This window comes from Paenibacillus tengchongensis, from assembly GCF_008973665.1.
In the GTDB taxonomy this organism is placed as follows: domain Bacteria; phylum Bacillota; class Bacilli; order Paenibacillales; family Paenibacillaceae; genus Paenibacillus_AQ; species Paenibacillus_AQ tengchongensis.
Genome location: NZ_WACP01000002.1, coordinates 621,823 through 640,569 on the forward strand (window position 1 = coordinate 621,823; position 18,747 = coordinate 640,569).

14 protein-coding genes are annotated in these 18,747 nt (G+C 37.1%); all 14 read left to right on the top strand.

Annotated features, from left to right (window positions below; all coding sequences use genetic code 11):
- The first annotated feature begins 54 nt into the window (after positions 1-54).
- On the top strand, positions 55-942 hold the full coding sequence (gene galU, locus F1381_RS05555) for a UTP--glucose-1-phosphate uridylyltransferase GalU (protein WP_151733821.1): 888 nt from the start codon (positions 55-57) through the stop codon (positions 940-942).
- A 575-nt stretch (positions 943-1,517) separates the two neighbouring features.
- Positions 1,518-2,813 (top strand): glycosyltransferase, encoded by a 1,296-nt coding sequence (locus tag F1381_RS05560; protein ID WP_151733872.1) that lies wholly within the window; start codon positions 1,518-1,520, stop codon positions 2,811-2,813.
- A complete protein-coding gene (locus F1381_RS05565) occupies positions 2,810-3,886 on the top strand; it encodes a mannose-1-phosphate guanylyltransferase (RefSeq protein ID WP_151733822.1) in 1,077 nt (358 codons plus the stop codon). The genes F1381_RS05560 and F1381_RS05565 overlap by 4 nt, the downstream gene beginning before the upstream one ends.
- A 74-nt stretch (positions 3,887-3,960) precedes the next feature.
- Positions 3,961-4,929 (top strand): GDP-mannose 4,6-dehydratase, encoded by a 969-nt coding sequence (gmd, locus tag F1381_RS05570; RefSeq protein WP_151733823.1) that lies wholly within the window; start codon positions 3,961-3,963, stop codon positions 4,927-4,929.
- Between the two features lie 30 nt (positions 4,930-4,959).
- On the top strand, positions 4,960-5,916 hold the full coding sequence (locus F1381_RS05575; protein ID WP_151733824.1) for a GDP-mannose 4,6-dehydratase: 957 nt from the start codon (positions 4,960-4,962) through the stop codon (positions 5,914-5,916).
- A 14-nt stretch (positions 5,917-5,930) separates the two neighbouring features.
- Entirely contained in the window at positions 5,931-6,707 is a 777-nt protein-coding gene (locus tag F1381_RS05580; protein ID WP_151733825.1) for an ABC transporter permease, read from the top strand.
- An 11-nt stretch (positions 6,708-6,718) separates the two neighbouring features.
- Entirely contained in the window at positions 6,719-7,969 is a 1,251-nt protein-coding gene (locus F1381_RS05585) for an ABC transporter ATP-binding protein (RefSeq protein ID WP_151733826.1), read from the top strand.
- 3 nt (positions 7,970-7,972) lie between these two features.
- Entirely contained in the window at positions 7,973-9,436 is a 1,464-nt protein-coding gene (locus F1381_RS05590; RefSeq protein ID WP_151733827.1) for a class I SAM-dependent methyltransferase, read from the top strand.
- A 12-nt stretch (positions 9,437-9,448) separates the two neighbouring features.
- Positions 9,449-10,648, top strand: coding sequence for a glycosyltransferase family 4 protein (locus F1381_RS05595; RefSeq protein WP_151733828.1), 1,200 nt, complete (start codon positions 9,449-9,451; stop codon positions 10,646-10,648).
- Between the two features lie 9 nt (positions 10,649-10,657).
- Positions 10,658-13,039, top strand: coding sequence for a glycosyltransferase family 4 protein (locus F1381_RS05600; RefSeq protein ID WP_151733829.1), 2,382 nt, complete (start codon positions 10,658-10,660; stop codon positions 13,037-13,039).
- Positions 13,040-13,074: 35 nt separating this feature from the next.
- Positions 13,075-15,177 (top strand): hypothetical protein, encoded by a 2,103-nt coding sequence (locus F1381_RS05605; RefSeq protein WP_151733830.1) that lies wholly within the window; start codon positions 13,075-13,077, stop codon positions 15,175-15,177.
- Positions 15,178-15,213: 36 nt separating this feature from the next.
- Positions 15,214-15,648 (top strand): GtrA family protein, encoded by a 435-nt coding sequence (locus tag F1381_RS05610; RefSeq protein ID WP_187355207.1) that lies wholly within the window; start codon positions 15,214-15,216, stop codon positions 15,646-15,648.
- Position 15,649: 1 nt separating this feature from the next.
- Complete coding sequence (gene rfbH / locus F1381_RS05615; RefSeq protein WP_222850418.1) at positions 15,650-17,212, top strand: lipopolysaccharide biosynthesis protein RfbH; 1,563 nt, start codon at positions 15,650-15,652, stop codon at positions 17,210-17,212.
- 432 nt (positions 17,213-17,644) lie between these two features.
- Complete coding sequence (locus F1381_RS05620; RefSeq protein ID WP_151733832.1) at positions 17,645-18,574, top strand: glycosyltransferase family 2 protein; 930 nt, start codon at positions 17,645-17,647, stop codon at positions 18,572-18,574.
- The last annotated feature ends 173 nt before the right edge of the window (positions 18,575-18,747 follow it).

Consider the following 18,747-nt stretch of genomic DNA (forward strand, 5'->3'; position numbering starts at 1 on the left):
TTTTACATTGGTTGATTCGGAAATGGTGACAAGAAGATTAGAAGGAGCTATGAGATGAAAATCCGTAAAGCGATTATACCCGCAGCTGGTCTAGGCACTCGCTTTCTGCCTGCGACTAAGGCGATGCCTAAAGAAATGCTTCCAATTGTCGATAAGCCTACCATCCAATATATTGTTGAAGAAGCCGTTGCATCGGGGATCGAAGATATTATTATCGTTACCGGTAAAGGCAAACGCGCCATCGAGGATCATTTTGACAATTCATTTGAGCTGGAATTCAACCTGGCCGAGAAACAAAAATGGCAGCTGCTGGAGTCCGTACGCAAATCCTCTGAAATGGCGGATATTCACTACATCCGACAGAAAGAACCGCGCGGCCTGGGGCACGCTATCTGGTGCGCACGCAAGTTCATCGGAGATGAGCCGTTTGCAGTATTGCTGGGCGACGATATTGTCGAAGCGGATAAACCCTGCCTGAAGCAGATGATTGAAGTATACGATCAATATAAGTCCTCAATCGTAGGCGTACAGCAAGTGCCATGGGAAGAGGTCTCCAGATATGGCCTGGTGGACGGTGCTCCACTGGCAGATCGGGTATACAAGGCCAACCGCCTGGTGGAAAAGCCGAAGCGAGAGGATGCTCCTTCCAACCTGGCCATCCTCGGCCGGTATATTCTGACTCCGCGAATTTTCGACATGCTGGAAGAGCAGCAGGTCGGTGTCGGTGGAGAGATTCAACTTACCGATGCCATCGCGCGGTTAAGCGAAGTAGAGCGGATTATCGCCTATGACTTTGAAGGCAACCGTCATGATGTCGGGGAGAAAATGGGTTTCATCCAGACCACCATTCATTATGCGTTACAGCATGAGGAGCTTAAGGAAGGGCTGCTGGATTATCTGCAGGAAGTGATTGAGAAGGAGACAAAAGAAGCTGCTAAGTAAGCTGACGAGACAGTTTTGAACGCTGGTTCTGATGGCTACCAGCTCGAATGTATGAAGCTGACGGCAAGAGTATCGAAAGCCGATCCAGACAGATGCCGGCGCCTATAATGTTTTAATTACAAAAGCAATGGCCTGCGGATTCACTTTAGCAGTGAGGTCGCAGGCCTTATTTGCTAACCATTGATCTGCATGTTTGCGATTGTCTCCATTTCACAACTCCGGGGGCAACGAATTTAGATGCATGAAGTAAACGCGAAGACCGGAATGACAACATTTAGTTGCTTTTGCTTCAAGAGATATAACGCTATAATGAATACTGCGGTATATAAGCGCTGGCAAAAAGCATATTTATCGTCAGTTTATGCGGAGCCAAGACACGCTTTGCTAGAGACGGCAGGGGTACAGACGCGAGTGTTTAAATGGATATTTTTTCAACATTTCTCGACTGTAGAGCGTATTTACCGTATACTAGTTTGGATACGTTTATAATTCTTTTTCCTTATTAAGTAATGAACATCATTATGGAGGCTGGAGGCTTTAATTAATGAAATACAATGGGAGACTGGTTGTTGACGATGGCAGGTATTAGACCGTTTCTATATAAAAAGGTTTATTTTTTGGCTGTTAAAATGAAGCCGCTAGCGGCAAAAATACTGCCTCTTAATACTAGACAGGGTGTAAAGAAGCGGCTTCTTAAAACAGCATTTCCCGTTGAAAACAAGAGTACAAAAACAATCGCAACCAAAGATATTACTGGTATTAACCTTATTGGGTATTCCAGAGCAGAGATGGGTATAGGCGAATCCTGTAGAATTGCTGCAAAAAGTATTGATGCTGTTCAAATCCCATTTGGCATTATTAACTTTGTTGGTACAAATTCAGCAAGTATGAATGATAATACTTGGGTTGATAAGGAAATTACAGATCCAAAATACAATGTTAATATATTTCACATCAATGCAGAGCAAATGATAGAGGTATACGCGCAATTTGGAAATGAAATATTTAAGGATCGTTATAATATTGGATTCTGGCACTGGGAACTGCCAGACTTTCCTGATGAGTGGTCAGAAAGTTTTAACTTGGTAGATGAAATTTGGGCGCCCTCAACATTTGTAGTTGATTCCATTGCCAAGAAAAGCCCTGTTCCAGTGGTGAAGATTCCTCATAGTATTGAGGTGAATATACCTGACAAGCGTGACCGTGAATACTTTAACTTGCCCAAGGAAGCATTTTTGTTCTTATCAATGTATGACCTGAAAAGTTACCAGGCTAGAAAGAATCCTCAAGCTTCTATAAAAGCATTCCAGCAAACTTTTCTGCCAGATGATCTTTCAGTTGGCCTAGTAATTAAAGTAAACAGCGCGAGGGCAGGATTGAAGGAGCTTGAAGAGCTCCATCAGCTCATCGGGAATTATCAAAATATACATCTCGTCGAGGAAACCCTGTCCCGAAATGATACGAATGCACTTCTCTCCGTTGTGGACTGCTATGTATCCTTACATAGAAGCGAAGGCTTCGGGCTTGGCTTGGCTGAAGCTATGTATTTGGGGAAACCGGTTATAGCTACCAACTGGTCTTCCAATATCGATTTTATGGATTTTAGCAACTCATGTCTGGTCAAATACTCACTGATCCAGCTAAATGAAGATCACGGCCCCTATAAAGCATATCAACATTGGGCTGAGCCGGATGTGGAGCACGCGAGTAAGTATATGTATAAGCTTTATGATGATAATGACTTTTATAAAGAAATTTCGTCTAAAGGCCAAGAACGTATAAAAAGGTTCTACTCACCACGAGCGGTGGGCGAACTTATTAAAGAAAGATTGGATTATATATCTTTATGGAAATTCGGAGGATTAAAATGACAATTACTTGTGTGATTATGGCAGGAGGCAAAGGAGAACGCTTCTGGCCGAAGAGCCGGACAAACCTTCCTAAGCAATTTTTAAATATTTCCGGTAATAAATCTATGATTCAGCAATCTATAGCCCGGTTGGAAAAATTAATTGATATAAGTCAGATCTTTATAGTCACTAACGAATTATACGCCGAATTGATAAAGGCGCAGATTCCTCATTTACCTCATGAGAACATTATTATTGAACCGGTTGGCCGCAATACGGCGCCTTGTATTGGGCTCGCATCAATAATTATTGAAGAGCGTTATCCTGATAGTACAATGGTTGTTATTCCTTCCGATCATATCATTGAAAATGAGGATGGATTTATTAAGATATTGCAGACCGCAGTTGAAGTGGCTCAGGATAACAGTAACTTGGTGACTTTAGGTATACAACCAACCTATCCGGAGACAGGCTATGGTTACATAGAGAGCTCTAATCAGTCACGTATTCTTAATGATTTGTCTGTTCACAAGGTGAACAAATTCGTAGAAAAACCAAATCTTGAAACAGCGCAATCGTATCTTGATTCCGGTAATTTCTACTGGAATAGCGGCATTTTTGTCTGGAAAATTAATACAATTAGAAGCTACATACAAGAATTAATGCCTGAAATGCATGACATATTAGAATCGATGAAAACCGCATTTGGAACGGAGGACTGTGAAGCAGTTATACGCTCCGAATTTTTGAAAATGCCTGATCAATCCATTGATTATGGAATCATGGAGAAAGTTAGCAATATATATGTTATTCCTTGTGTATTTGGTTGGGATGACGTTGGAAGCTGGACTGCTCTAGACCGGATCAGCGAACTTGATGAAAATGGGAACGTAATCAAGGGGAATATTTTAAATCTAGACACTAAACATTGCATCATCGAAAGTAATGGAAAGCTCATTGCTACATTGGGTGTTGAGAATTTGATTATTGTTGATACTGAGGATGTAACATTGATTTGTTCCAAAGATAAAGCTCAAGAAATCAAGCTCTTGCTTAAAGAGCTGCGAATGCAAAAGTTAGAACAGTATCTGTAGGTTGGACTGTATCTATAAAAAATCCATTAATTTTGCTGCTTTTATTTATACAATCACAAAGGGGAATTCAGAAAATGACTAAGCGTGCTTTGATTACAGGGATTACAGGACAAGACGGATCTTACTTAGCAGAGTTGTTACTTTCTAAAGGCTATAAGGTTTTTGGCTTGCGGAGAAGAACGAGTGTGCCAATTTTGGAGAATATTGAGCACATTCAGAACGATATCGAGTTCATTGACGGTGATCTACTCGATCTAGGCTCTTTAATTAATGCTGTTCGTATTGCTGATCCTGACGAGGTCTATAATCTGGCGGCTCAATCCTTTGTAGCAACCTCATGGATTCAACCAGTTGCTACAGGACAAGCAACGGGTATCGGCGTTACAAATATGTTGGAAGCTGTCCGGTTGACCAAACCTGAGGCTAGATTCTACCAAGCATCAAGCAGTGAGATGTTCGGTAAAGTTATGGAAACTCCTCAAAAAGAGACAACGCCATTCTATCCGCGCAGCCCGTATGGCGTTGCGAAAGTATATGGTCACTGGATCACTGTGAATTACAGAGAAAGTTATAATATGTATGCTTGTTCAGGTATTCTGTTTAATCATGAGTCTCCACGTCGCGGGATTGAATTTGTTACCCGCAAAGTAACTGATGGTGTTGCCCGAATTAAACTGGGGCTCCAGAACGAACTGCGGATGGGGAATCTTGATGCTAAACGGGACTGGGGCTTTGCCGGAGATTACGTTAAGGCAATGTGGCTGATGCTACAACAAGATAAAGCTGACGATTATGTAATATCAACGGGGGAAACACATACTATCGAAGAATTGGTGGATATTGCATTTAGCCATGTAGGATTGAATTGGAGAGATTACGTTGTAATTGACCAAAAGTTTGTTAGACCGGCGGAAGTAGACCTTTTACTGGGGGATTGCTCGAAAGCTAAAGAAAAGCTGGGATGGGAACTTGAGGTTGGCTTCGAGCAGTTGGTGAAGATGATGGTTGACAGCGATCTCGAAAGAATATCCAAACTAAAATGAGTCATAATTTTGGTTTAAAGGAGCTTACTAATGAAGGCTTTGATAACAGGCGCAACTGGGTTCGTGGGGCAGCATTTGGCAAGCTACTTGGTAGATGAAGGACTTCAGGTTTATGGTACATCTCGAAATAATGCCGGTGAGATAAATAATGTTCCAGAAATGAAAGTAATGTTCTTAGATTTCAATGATGTCACCGCTATAGTGGATCTCCTAAATAAAGTTCGTCCAGATTTTGTATATCATTTGGCTGGTCAAAGTTCGGTTAAAGACTCATGGACGGATAAAGTCGGCACCTTTCATGGAAATATACGTCTCACAATGAATTTAATGGAGGCTATCCTACAGAGCGAGATTAGAGACTCAGTTAGAGTGTTAACGGTAGGCTCTTCGGAAGAGTATGGGGGCTTTGATTCTAAAGGGGTTCCCATTGCAGAAGAAACCATACTTAAGCCGACATCACCGTATGGAATTTCCAAGGCGACTGTTAGCATGCTGGCAAGGCATTATTATTCAGCCTATCAGATTAAAGTTACTCATACCAGACCTTTTAATCATATCGGGCCTGGGCAGCGCCTCGGGTTTGTAGTTTCTGACTTTTCCAACCAAATTGTCCAAATCGAAAAGGGAAACCAGAATGGAGTTATATCTGTTGGTAATCTTAGTGCGAAAAGAGATTTTACGGATGTACGTGATATAGTTCGCGCTTATTCTCTTCTGTTGAACCAACAAAATGACTTGGCATGGGGAGAAAGTATTAATGTGTGTTCTGGCAAAGCTATCTCTATTCAATGTATTCTGGATACACTCTTGTCCTTAACGGAGGCATCCATTGAAGTGGTAGTAGATCAAAATAAACTAAGGCCTTTGGACATCCCTGTATTTACCGGTGATAATACTAAGCTAAAAAGCTTAACGGGCTGGACGCAGACGATAAAGTTGAACGAGACGCTCCGTGATGTACTGATTAGTATAAGAAATGAAACATAGAGTGAGGCATTATAATGATAAATGACTGGATTGATGTTTATAACTACCGGGAGTTTTTGAAAAACTCAGTTTCTAAGGATTTGAGAACCCGGTACAGAGGTTCGGTGTTTGGATTTCTATGGACGTTTCTTAATCCACTTCTGATGTTGGTAGTATATTCGGTACTCTTTTCCATAGTGGTAAGAATGCAGGTGGATAATTATCCTTTGTTCTTATTCAGCACGCTTCTTTCATGGAACTTTTTCTCCACTACAATTTTAAGTGGCTCCTCCATAATTGTGAATTCAGGAAACCTAATAAAGAAAATATATTTTCCGCATGAGATACTTCCTATATCGGTTGTTATGGGAGGCCTGGTTAATTATATCTACGGGCTTGTAATATTAATTCCTGCGTTAAGTATTTATGGTTATTACCCAAATACGAATTATATTTATTTACCTTTGATTTTACTAATTCAAGTGATACTTACTTTGGCTATCACATTTTTAGTTTCCTCTTTAACTGTATTCTTTAGAGATTTAGAGCATATGTTGGTCATAATAGTTAATGCCTTGTTTTATTTGTCTGGAGTATTATTTCCATTATCAACGGTGCCTGAGAGAGCCAGGTGGCTATTTGACTTTAACCCTATAGCAATGCTCATGGCTTCATATCGCGATGTTTTTTATTATAATCAAACACCTGATATGTTTACACTTTCAATGATAGGATTATTTTCATTTGTATTGCTCATTGTCGCCCAACGAATCTTTGCAAAACTAAAGTTCAGATTTATTGAAGAAATTTAGAGGTGGATCTAATGTCTAACATTGCAATCAGAGTGTCAGATGTCTCGAAAAAATTTAAAATATTTGAGGACAAGCCTGCGACTTTGAAGGATCGTATCATTTATAGGAGCAAAGGAGTCTTTCAAGAAAAGTGGGTATTACGGGACATATCGTTCGATGTACCTCAAGGAAAAATGATTGGACTTGTAGGCAGAAATGGCTCAGGTAAAAGTACATTGCTGAAAATACTTACTAGAATTTTACAGCCGGACAAGGGTGAGGTTGAAATTAAAGGGCGTGTCTCCAGTCTTTTAGAGCTTGGGGCGGGTTTTCATATGGATTTTACTGGACGTGAGAATATATATATGAACGCGTCCATTTTTGGTTTATCACGAAAAGAAATAGACGGTAAAATCGATGAAATTATCCGTTTCGCAGAGTTGGGCCCATTTATTGAGAATCCGGTAAGAACATACTCATCGGGTATGTATATGAGATTAGCTTTTTCTATTGCAGTTCATGTCGACCCGGATATTCTCCTTATTGATGAAATATTAGCTGTAGGCGATAATGCCTTCCAAAAAAAATGCATCAGCCGGATAGAAAGCTTTAAGAACCAAGGTAAAACTATAGTTTTTGTATCACATGATAACGGGGTAATGGAAAGACTTTGTGATGAATTATATTGGATACACGAGTCGAAATTAATAGCGCATGGTGAACCGCGTAGAATAATTAGAGATTATATGGATTTTCTTAATGACAGCGAAGAAAAACGCTTAAATGAAGAAGCAAAATTGAATGTCAAATCCGACGAGGTTGCAGAGGTGAAAGAAGTTTTCCAGGACGGTGATCGCTGGGGAAATAAGTTAGCTGAAATCGTGAGGGTGAGAATGCTTGATGTTACTGGAGCGGAGAAACACTTTTTTGAAAAGGGCAAGCCGCTAACTATAGCTATTCACTATTCTGCATCTAACTATGTAATTGATAAACCTGTTTTCGGGATCGGGATTTACAGGATGGATGGCTACTGCTGTTATGGGACCAATACCCATATTGATCATGAAAGAATTGCTTTAGAAGATAAGGGTATCGTTGAATTTTATGTGGAGCATCTTAATCTTGTGGCTGGTGAATATTATTTGGATGTTGCTTGTCATCACGAAAATGGGACTCCATATGACTATATTACAAGAGCGCTAACCTTTAATGTTAAATCCTATGAGGAGGAAATCGGAATAGCTTATTTGCCGCACCAATGGATGCATAAAGGAGGACAGTAACTTATGGGTAACAAATTCAGAACAACCGAAGATTTAATGGAACATCTAAAAAATCAAATAATACAACACTCAAATGGTAAAGAGATAATTCTTGAAAGCGCCCCAGACACATGGGATGTTTCTTCAAATGAAACTATGGATTTAACTCGATTTAAACAAGAAGTGGAGCGTAATAACTTACTGTGGAATGTAAGTGCAGAGCAACCGATTACCTCCCACCGTAAGGGGACTGGCAAAATTATTGTTTTTGGAAAAAAGCTTATACGTAAATTTTTGCGGTGGTATGTTGCAAACCCATTTCAATCTCAAGCAGAATTCAATGGGTCAGTAGCGCGTTCTTTTAATGAAACAAGTAATCTATTGGTGGTTGCGAAAGGCAAACTTGAAGAGATTTCAGTTGTTCAGAAGGAATTAATGGACAAAGTGAACTCTCTTGAAGAGAAACTTGTTCAAAAAGAATTAATTATTAAGAAATATGAGAAAGAATTTGAAGAGAAATTATCTAACATTAAAATAGATATTGATAAAACGGAAATTAGTGTTCTGAATAGACTTGATCAGAGCTCAGCTCTGATCAATGATCAAAATAACGCGCTGAATAACTTGATTTTTTCGAAGTTAGATGAGTTAAATGGCAGAATTCATTATAGTGAGCAGCAATTCAGATCCGAGCTTAACTTTCAAAATTATAGAATTAGGAGAATTCAAAAGCTTTATTCTAAAGATACTACTCCAATGCCAATGGAACTGAATCTAAATGAGGATAAACCAACTGCTTTAACTGACGCTCCGGATTTCGATTATCTGCTATTTGAAAATAGGTTTAGAGGAACTAATGAAGATATTCGAAATAGACAGCTGAAATACTTGCCCTACTTCGAGAATAAACAAAATGTTCTTGATATTGGATGTGGCCGAGGAGAATTTTTAGAGCTCTTGCTGAGCAAGGATATTTCTGCTAAAGGTATTGATGTGACTCAAGAAATGGTGGAATACTGTCAGGATCTTGGATTGCCGGTTCAGAATCAAGATGCTCTTGTTTATTTGCAACAGCAGCAGGATAACTCTATTGGAGGCATATTTTTAGGTCAAGTGATTGAGCACATACCATTTGAAAATATTATACAACTCGTTGACCTTGCCTGGAAAAAGCTGATGCCGGGGTCTTTCCTTATTATGGAGACGCCGAATCCGCAAACTCTGGCCATTTTTAATAGATCTTTTTACATGGATCCTACGCATGTAAAACCTGTGCATCCGCTCACTGTACAATTTTTGGTTGAATCAGTGGGATTTAGAGAAGCTAAAATTGTCTTTTCCGGCAGAGTTGAAAAAGAAATGGCAATACCTCATATTCAATCATCTAAAGAACATATTTTGAATATCGATGAATTCAATAACTCTATTGATAGAGTGAACGATCTTTTGTTCGGTGATCAAGATTACGCCATAATAGCGCGCAAATAAAGGACTGGTAATATGAAGATAGGAATTGTCAAACCTGATTATAAAATCACCGGTGGCTTCGAAGTTGTAATAAACCATATAAAAGCTGAACTTGAACGAATTGGGCATCAGGTAGAACTTGTATATGTTGACGCTACAGAAAGAAATATTAAAAATATACCATTTCCAGTAAGTATGCAAGAGTATAAACAAAACCCTGATTTTTTTAATTATATAAACCATTTTTGGAAATATATGAGGCTCGATTTATCGAAATATGACATAGTAATTAGTACTCAGCCTCCATCCTTTGCTATTCAGCATCCTAGACATATAGCATTATTCTACCATCACAGTAAGGTGCATTATGATTTATCTGAACTGATACAGGAAGTTGGACTAGATCAACCATTTCATCAAAAAGCTCAAGAAGTAATCAGAGGAATTGATTCTATGAGCTTGTCAAAAGTGTCTACAATTTTGGCTGGAAGCAAAACTATTAAAAATAGAATTAAGAAATACAATGACCTCAGTTCAAATGTTGATGTCTTTTACGCTGGGATTGATAATGATATCTACAATTATGAGGGGAGCAACAAATATCAATCTCCAATAGTGGTTGGGAGACATGAGTTTCCTAAACGACCAGAATTATTTGCAAAGGCCATGAAGAAATTACGGGGCTATCAAGGTAGAATCATTGGCGAAGGTGGTCGTACAGACGATCTTAAGCGAATTGATCAGTTGTTGACATTTGCTTCCGGACAGAACGTAGAACTATCTGATGATATTGTCTGGAAAAGAATGTCCAATGGATCTTTTCAAAAAGAGCATCTTGAATTGCTTGAGAAAGCTCAAAAAAGTGGGCTAAAATCAAATGTGATTTTTACAGGACGCGTATCCAAAAGAGATTTATTCAGGGAGTATGCCAATGCTCTTTGTGTAGTATGCCCTGCGTATGAGGAGGATTATGGTCTTACGGCGATAGAAGCAATGTGTTTTAAAAAGCCGGTTATTGCCTGCACCGATGGTGGTGGCTATGCTGAATTGATACAAGATGGCGTCAACGGTTTTCTCGTCGAACCTAATTCAACTGCTCTCGCTAAAGCAATCCACAAATTGGCCAATAACCCGCAATTAGCCAAAAAGATGGGCGAGAATGCTTATGAGACAAGCAGATCTTATTCTTGGAACAATGCAATGAGAACAATTTCAGAAACCATAAATAAATAGGAGGCTTTTATGAATATTGCCATCATCTCTCCTAGTCCAAAACCCTTTGCGGTGGGTGGCATCGAAAAGCTTATGCTTGGACTCTACTATCATATAGACAAGATAACAGACCACAAAGTGGAATTATTTAAAATACCGACAGAAGAGAATGGTTTTTGGCCACTTATTCATAGTTATAAACGTTTCTATGAATTAGACCTTTCACATTTTGATAAGGTAATCAGCTTCAAATATCCGGCGTGGATGGTTAACCATCATAATCATGTGATTTATATGGCTCATCATCTCAGGGGCTTATTTGATACTTACCATTTCATGAATATGCCTGAGAAGATAGGCAAGACTAAACATGAACTTGTTAATGGCATTATTGAATACATGAATGATACATCGAATATGAATAATGAACTAAAACCATTTTTTTTGCTGTTGGATCGTTTATACGAAGAAAAGCATCTATACCCTGAATCTCTATTTTTATTCCCCGGCCCTTTCATTAGAGCCATTATTCATTTTCTGGACGGTTGGGCACTGCATACTTCAAGAATTCAAAGATACACATCTATTTCAAATACGGTAAAAAACAGAAAAGATTATTTTCCCCTTAAGGCTAACGTTGAAGTTATCTATCCTCCAACATCTTTAGAAGGTTTAGGTGGAGGAGCGTTTAATTATTTTCTAATCGTAGGAAGGCTGGATGGTGCAAAGCGAGTTGAGTTGGTAGTTAAAGCAATGAAGTTGGTTGAAAACCCTAATGCCAAGCTATTGATTGCTGGAACAGGTCCTGATGAAGCTAGATTAAAAGAAATTGCAGGAGACAGTACTAATATCGAATTTATTGGCTACATTAACAATGAAAGATTAGCATCGTTATACAAAGATGCATTAGCTGTGATATATATTCCTTACGATGAAGACTATGGCCTTGCAACAATTGAAGCTATGCAATGTAAAAAAGCTGTAATCACTTGCAAGGATTCTGGAGGTACGACGGAGTTTGTTAAGCATGGTGAGACAGGTTTGGTTGCAGACCCCATTCCAGAGAGCATCTCAGAACAGTTAGAGAGACTCGCCGGCGATGTCCCATATGCAATGAAGCTGGGGGAGCAAGGGTACGAGGCAGTAAAACACATAACCTGGAGTAATACAATAAATAGCCTACTTAATGCTGAAAGACCGTTGACTGCTTCAACTTCGTCTGTCTCAAAAATCCACAAGAAAAAAATAGTCGTCTTATCCACGTATCCTGTGTATCCAAAACAGCATGGTGGGCAGCTAAGAATATTTAACTTATACTACAATTTAAAGAACGATTATAATGTCACAATAATCTCTTTGAACGATAAAGGGCAGTATTACCAATCTGGAAGTGATGATTTCTTAGAAATAAGTGTGCCTAAGACTCAGAAACATCAAGATCAAGAGTGGATGATTGAAAAAGAAGTTGGAATACCTATCACAGATATTGCCATGGAGAGGTTATCGCAATACACACCCCAATATAATGAAATCTCAAAGAGATATTTAGATGATGGAGATATACTTGTTGCTTCTCACCCTTACTTTTTTCACTTGATCGAACCCTATTGCGGGTCGAAAATGGTAATTTATGATGCTCACAATGTCGAATACGCTTTAAAGGAGAATATGCTTCCTAAGGGTAAAGTGGCAAGAGGTTTATTAGAGAAATTATTTGAACTTGAACAGCGGGCCCTTATGAAGAGTAATTATATCTTGGCCTGCTCTAATGAAGATATATTCAAATTTAAAGAATTGTATGAAAATGTTTTTGATAATAAATTTTTGCTTGTGCCCAATGGAGTTGATCTCTCTAACAATAAATATACCAGTGCTGAAGAGCGGAAGATTCAGAAAGAGAAGCTTGGTTTAGGAGATGATAAAATTGTCGTTTTCATTGGGAGCTGGCATAAGCCAAATCTCGAGGCTGTTGAACAAATCCTAAGCTTTGCACCGACTTTACCTGATTGTCATTTTATTATTATGGGTAGTCAATGTGGTGCATTTAAGGACATAACTCCTCCTCCAAATGTGGCATTTGCCGGAATTGTTAGCGAGGAGATGAAAAGTCTGATTTATTCCGTTGCAGACATAGCAATTAATCCTATGGTGAATGGCTCAGGAACAAATTTAAAAATAGCTGAATATATGGCGAATGGTATTCCTGTTATTTCAACTGAGGTGGGGGCAAGAGGGTATAATTTCAAGCGAGAGCATTTATTGATCGCTGATCTTGATGAGTTTGCCGCTAAAATAATTCAACTATTGGAAGATGAACAACTTATGACTGAATTTTCAAAAGAAGCTTATAAATATATCTCTAATAAATATTCTTGGCAAAATATTTCGAATAGAATATATAAAATAGTGTAAGTGCTTTTTTTTGAAAAAAGTTTGAGGGGTGCTGAATGAAATTTAAAGAGAGTTATATATACGTCGGTGCTTTTACTTTGTGTTTAGTAGTGCTGTCAGTGACTTTGAATAATGCTGATCTTTCTATTCCTCTAATATATGCAGGTGATGGACTGCTAAACTTGCTATGGATAAAGAGTGTATTAGAACATGGATGGTTTCTTCATAATCCTTCATTAGGCGCCCCTTTTTGGCAAGATATGCATGATTTTCCCATGTCAGAAGGATTGAATTTTTTAATCATAAAATTTTTCGGGCTGTTTACTGATGATGCTTCAAAAGTAATTAATCTTTATTACCTATCTACTTATCCAATGACTGCACTGACATCTTTGATTTTTATGCGCCGAATGAAAATAAATATACCTGTCTCAATATTAGGAAGTATTGTTTTTGCATTCATTCCTTATCATTATCTACGAGGAGAAGCCCATTTGTTTCTATCGGGATATTATATGGTGCCTTTAATCACTATGGTTATCTTTTGGGTATGGGATGGTGAATGGGGACGGAGAAGGTGGATATGTTCAATTATTATTCTACTGTTGGTTGGTTCAACAGGAATCTATTATGCATTTTATACATGTGCTGCAATCCTTCTAGTTGGATGTCTTGTTTCCCTGAATAAAAAGAATTTAAAAAATATTATTAACCCGCTGATATTAATTTCAATTGTTGTTTTTTCAGGGTTAATAAATCTTGCTCCAAATATAATTTATACTTTAGATAAAGGCGCTAACCCCGAGGCAGTTCAACGAAGTTATATCGAATCTGAAATATATGGTTTGAAAATAACTAACTTGGTTCTGCCTGTTAACGATCACCGAATTAACTTCTTAGCTGCGGTAAAGGATCACTATAATTCTATAGCACCTTTAAATAATGAAAATACTACAGCGTCGTTAGGTATGTTTGGGACGATTGGCTTTATTGTACTTTTATCAATAATATTTATAAGGACCAAAGATGAGACTTTAAATAAATTAAGTATCTTGAATATTTCTACGCTTTTACTGGTTTCTATTGGGGGATTCGGTACTGTAGTTGCTATGCTATTAACAGCGGAGATTAGAGGATACAATCGTTTTAGTGTATTTATAGCCTTCTATTCTATTTTAGCTTTTTGCATAATAATAAATAAATGGAGATCAAAATATATCTACCTCTGCTCTTTACTTATATTACTGCTTGCTCTCTTTGATCAAATAAGCAATAGCTTTAATCCACAGTCTGACTACATGAAATCAGAGTATAAAAATGATAAAGCATTTATTGCTCGGATTGAAGAAAACTTGCCTAAATCTTCAATGATATTTCAGCTTCCCTATATGAAGTTCCCTGAAAATGGGCCTATATATAGAATGGGGGATTACGATCATGCCAAAGCATATCTCAATTCTAATGAATTAAGATGGAGTTATGGTGCAATGAAGGGGAGAGAAGAAGATATATGGATAAGATCGGTTTCTGGTAAGAATACTGAAGAGATGGTTAAGGACCTTGCTTTCTCTGGTTTTGAGGGGATATACATCGACAGAAACGGATATGAGAAAGATGCAGTTGAATTAATTGACGAGTTGAAAATTATTCTTAACGAAGATCCGTTAATAAGTGAGAATAATAGATTGGCATTCTTTAGTATGGTAGAATATAACAAAAAGCTAATGGCTCAGTTTAGCCAAGAACAATGGTCGGAACATGTAAATAAGGTGCTTTATCCGATCATAGTAAGTTGGGGGGATGGATTTTATGACATGGAAAAAGATAATCAACAGAACTGGATATGGGGGGAGAATAAAGGTGTAGTTCACATTAATAATCCTTCTCAAAATACAAAAGAGATAAAAATAGAAATGACTTTAAGGACAGGCTATGACGCCATGTCTGAAATGAAATTGAGTGGTGGCTTGATAAATCAAACGCTCAGTATAAACTTAAATGGAACTTCGTTTCAGAAAATAGTGAAAATACCACCGGGGGAACATTTAATTTTATTTGAAAGTGATGCTCAAAGAGTAGTAGCACCAAAAGATTCCAGGATTTTGTTTTTTAATGTTATGAATTTTAATCTTAAAGAAATAAATGTAGCTGAAGAATAATCAAAGTCTTCGAGAAAACTGTTGTGCTCCTTAGCAGTGAGAAAATATGTGCAACAAAAGGCGGATGATTTAGCTAAGATGAGTCAATCAGTTAGATTTATTTTTGTTGGAATCCTGAATACTATTGTTGGTTTTTTTGCTTACGCTGCTTATATTTTTGTTTTAAATGATAGTTATATTCAGGCACTTATTTTTTCGCATATAGTTGGTGTAATACACAGTTATCTTTGGAATAATAAGTGGACCTTCCAACAAAAAAGTTATAATGGTAAAAGCATAGTCAAATTTGTGTCAGTGTACATTGTTACTTTCTTTGTGAATTTATTAGTTTTATCGATTTTAGTTGATACAATTGAAATAAATAAATTAATTTCACAAGGATTAGCTCTATTTATTACTACTATTTTTAGTTTTGTAGGTCATAAATACTGGAGCTTTAAATCTACTACAGATGAAATTGAGGAGTGTTGAAATGTTTAAAGAGGGACAGATTATCTTTGAAAAAGTATCGCAAATTTACGCATTAATATATGAGGTTAATGTTGATCAAATAAATGCTTATATTCTGACAGAAACTCCTCCCGATGTATTTTCAGAAAAATTACACTATAAAATTGTTCTTTCTGATAAACAAAATACTTTTTATTTAAATATAAATTCAAAAATTGAAATAAAAAATCAGCAACTTTCTCTCCACAGTGAAATAGAAAAGTTTGAACTTGAAAAAATAATGCGCTTAGAAATTTTACTTAAAGTAGAAAAATTTTATTACATTTTCCATTCTGACAGAAACAAAGAATTTGATCCGAACAAAACACAAGTTTCTTATGGAGGTCGTGTATACGACGAAAATGAAATGAGAAGTTTAGTCGACTCTTCTTTAGATTTTTGGTTAACTGCCGGGCGGTATAATCAGCAATTTGAAAAGGAGTATGCCGAATATTTAGGTGTGCGATACGCGCTTCTCACTAATTCTGGATCTTCCGCCAATCTCTTGGCTTTCTCTGCTCTGACTTCACCCAAATTAAAAGAACGTCAAATTAAGCCTGGAGATGAAGTGATAACCGTAGCAGCCGGTTTTCCTACAACGGTGACCCCAATCGTTCAAAATGGCGCCATTCCTGTTTTTGTTGATGTTGAATTGGGGACGTATAACATTTTAGCTGATAGAATTGAAGCAGCTATTTCTCCAAAAACAAAGGCTATAATGGTTGCTCACACAATGGGAAATCCTTTTGAGTTAGATAAAGTGATGGAAATTGCCAGTAAGTACAATCTGTGGGTAGTTGAAGATAATTGTGACGCGCTTGGTTCTACATTTAATGGGAAATTAACAGGTACACACGGACATATTGGTACTTCAAGCTTCTATCCTCCTCATCATATGACAATGGGAGAAGGAGGGGCAGTTTATACAAACAATGCTTTATTAAAGTCAATAATTGAATCTTACAGAGATTGGGGAAGAGACTGCTGGTGTCCTTCTGGTTGTGACAATACATGTAACAAACGCTTTGGATGGGAATTAGGTTCATTACCATATGGATATGATCATAAATACACATATTCTCATATTGGCTATAATTTAAGAGTCACAGAAATGCAAGCGGCCATAGGCGTGGAACAATTAAAGAAAGTCCCCGTTTTTACCCAGGCTCGTAAAGATAACTTTGCTCGTCTATATGAAGGATTAAAAGGATTAGAAGAACATTTTTATCTTCCAAAGGCTACTAGAAATTCAGATCCTAGTTGGTTTGGTTTTATTTTAACAGTCAAAGATAGTACAAATTTCTCTAAAAACGAGATTGTCGAGTACTTAGAGAAAAATCGTATTCAAACACGTATGCTATTTGCTGGGAATTTAACGCGTCAACCTGCATTCATAGGTGTAAACTACCGTATTAGTGGCGATTTGAAAAATACAGATAAAATAATGAATGATACATTTCTTGTTGGTGTGTATCCTGGTCTGACCAATGAAAAGATTGATTATATTGTGAATAAAATAAGAAGCTTTGTGGCAGCAAAAAACTAAAAATCTGTATGGAGTCGGTAAAAAATATAATTGCGGACAGAGAGTTTTGATTGATATAGTTTTTTATTACAGGTCACACTGGATTTGAAGAATCTTGGCTTTATCTACGCCTAACTTCAATGGGAGACTAAGATACCGGATTTTCTTTGGAACCTAATACCCAGCCAAGTTTAAAAGCTATGCAATATTGATAGTTTGATAAAGAAATTATTATAGGCGATGTTAAGAGAGGAGAATAAGTTGAGAAGCTGTCAATACCATAGTCGAACAAGATGTACCAATAGTAATAAACAAAAACATATAACATAATTGTCAGTTCTTGAATAATTTCTGAAAGCGAAAAACAGTTAAGCGAGTGCCAGATAAGTACTCGCATATTGTAGAGGTCGTAATTTTGTTTAAATCGGCTACAAATTGGGAGAATAGAATAAAATGAAAACTATAAGTATAGTAACCCCCTGTTATAATGAAGAGGAGAATGTCCAGGAATTATATAATCAAGTGAAAGAAGTATTCGCAAAGATACCAGGTTATATTTATGAGCATATTTTTATTGATAATGCTTCTAAAGATAAGACGGTTGAAATATTAAAAAAGATTGCTCGAGACGATAGAAATGTAAAGATAATTGTTAACTCAAGAAATTTTGGACACATTCGCTCTCCTTACCATGCTTTGTTGCAGGCATCGGGGGATGCAGTGATTTTATTAGTCGCTGATTTACAAGATCCGCCAGAAATGATTAATAGCTTTATAGAGAAATGGGAAAATGGCTACAAAGTTGTATTGGGAGTTAAAACTCAAAGTCATGAAAGTAAAGCGATGTTTGCAATAAGGAAGATGTACTATAATTTTATTAACAGAGTTTCAGAGATTGAATTAACTAAGAATAATACTGGATTCGGTTTATATGACAAAGAAATTATTCGTATTTTAAAAGAGATTGATGATCCCTACCCTTATTTTAGAGGATTGATATCTGATATTGGTTTTGAAAGCTATAAAATAGAATATGTTCAGCCTGTCAGAAAACGTGGCATAACAAAAAATAATTTTTATACATTATATGATATCGCAATGTTAGGGATTACAAATCACTCCAAAATACCCCTTAGATTAGCAGCAATGCTCGGCTTTGTTTTATCTGCTTTAAGCTTGTTTGTTGCCCTGGGATATTTGATAGCAAAGCTTTTATTTTGGAATTACTTTTCCCTAGGAACGGCACCGCTAATCATTGGCCTTTTTTTGTTTTCATCTGTACAATTGTTTTTTATTGGTATATTAGGGGAGTATATTGGTTCGATTCATACACAAGTTTTAAAAAGGCCTTTGGTTGTTGAGAAAGAACGGATCAATTTTTAGTCTATTTATACATGTCATTTTAAAGAAAGAGCTTCATAAATATGAAGGCTACCTATTTATAACTCTTTGGCGAAAGCTTTCGTATCCGGTGGTCTATATAGACAACCGGTTTTTTATGTAAAGTTATTTATGAAGAAAATCAAGATCTAATATAGATAATTGTAATAATATGC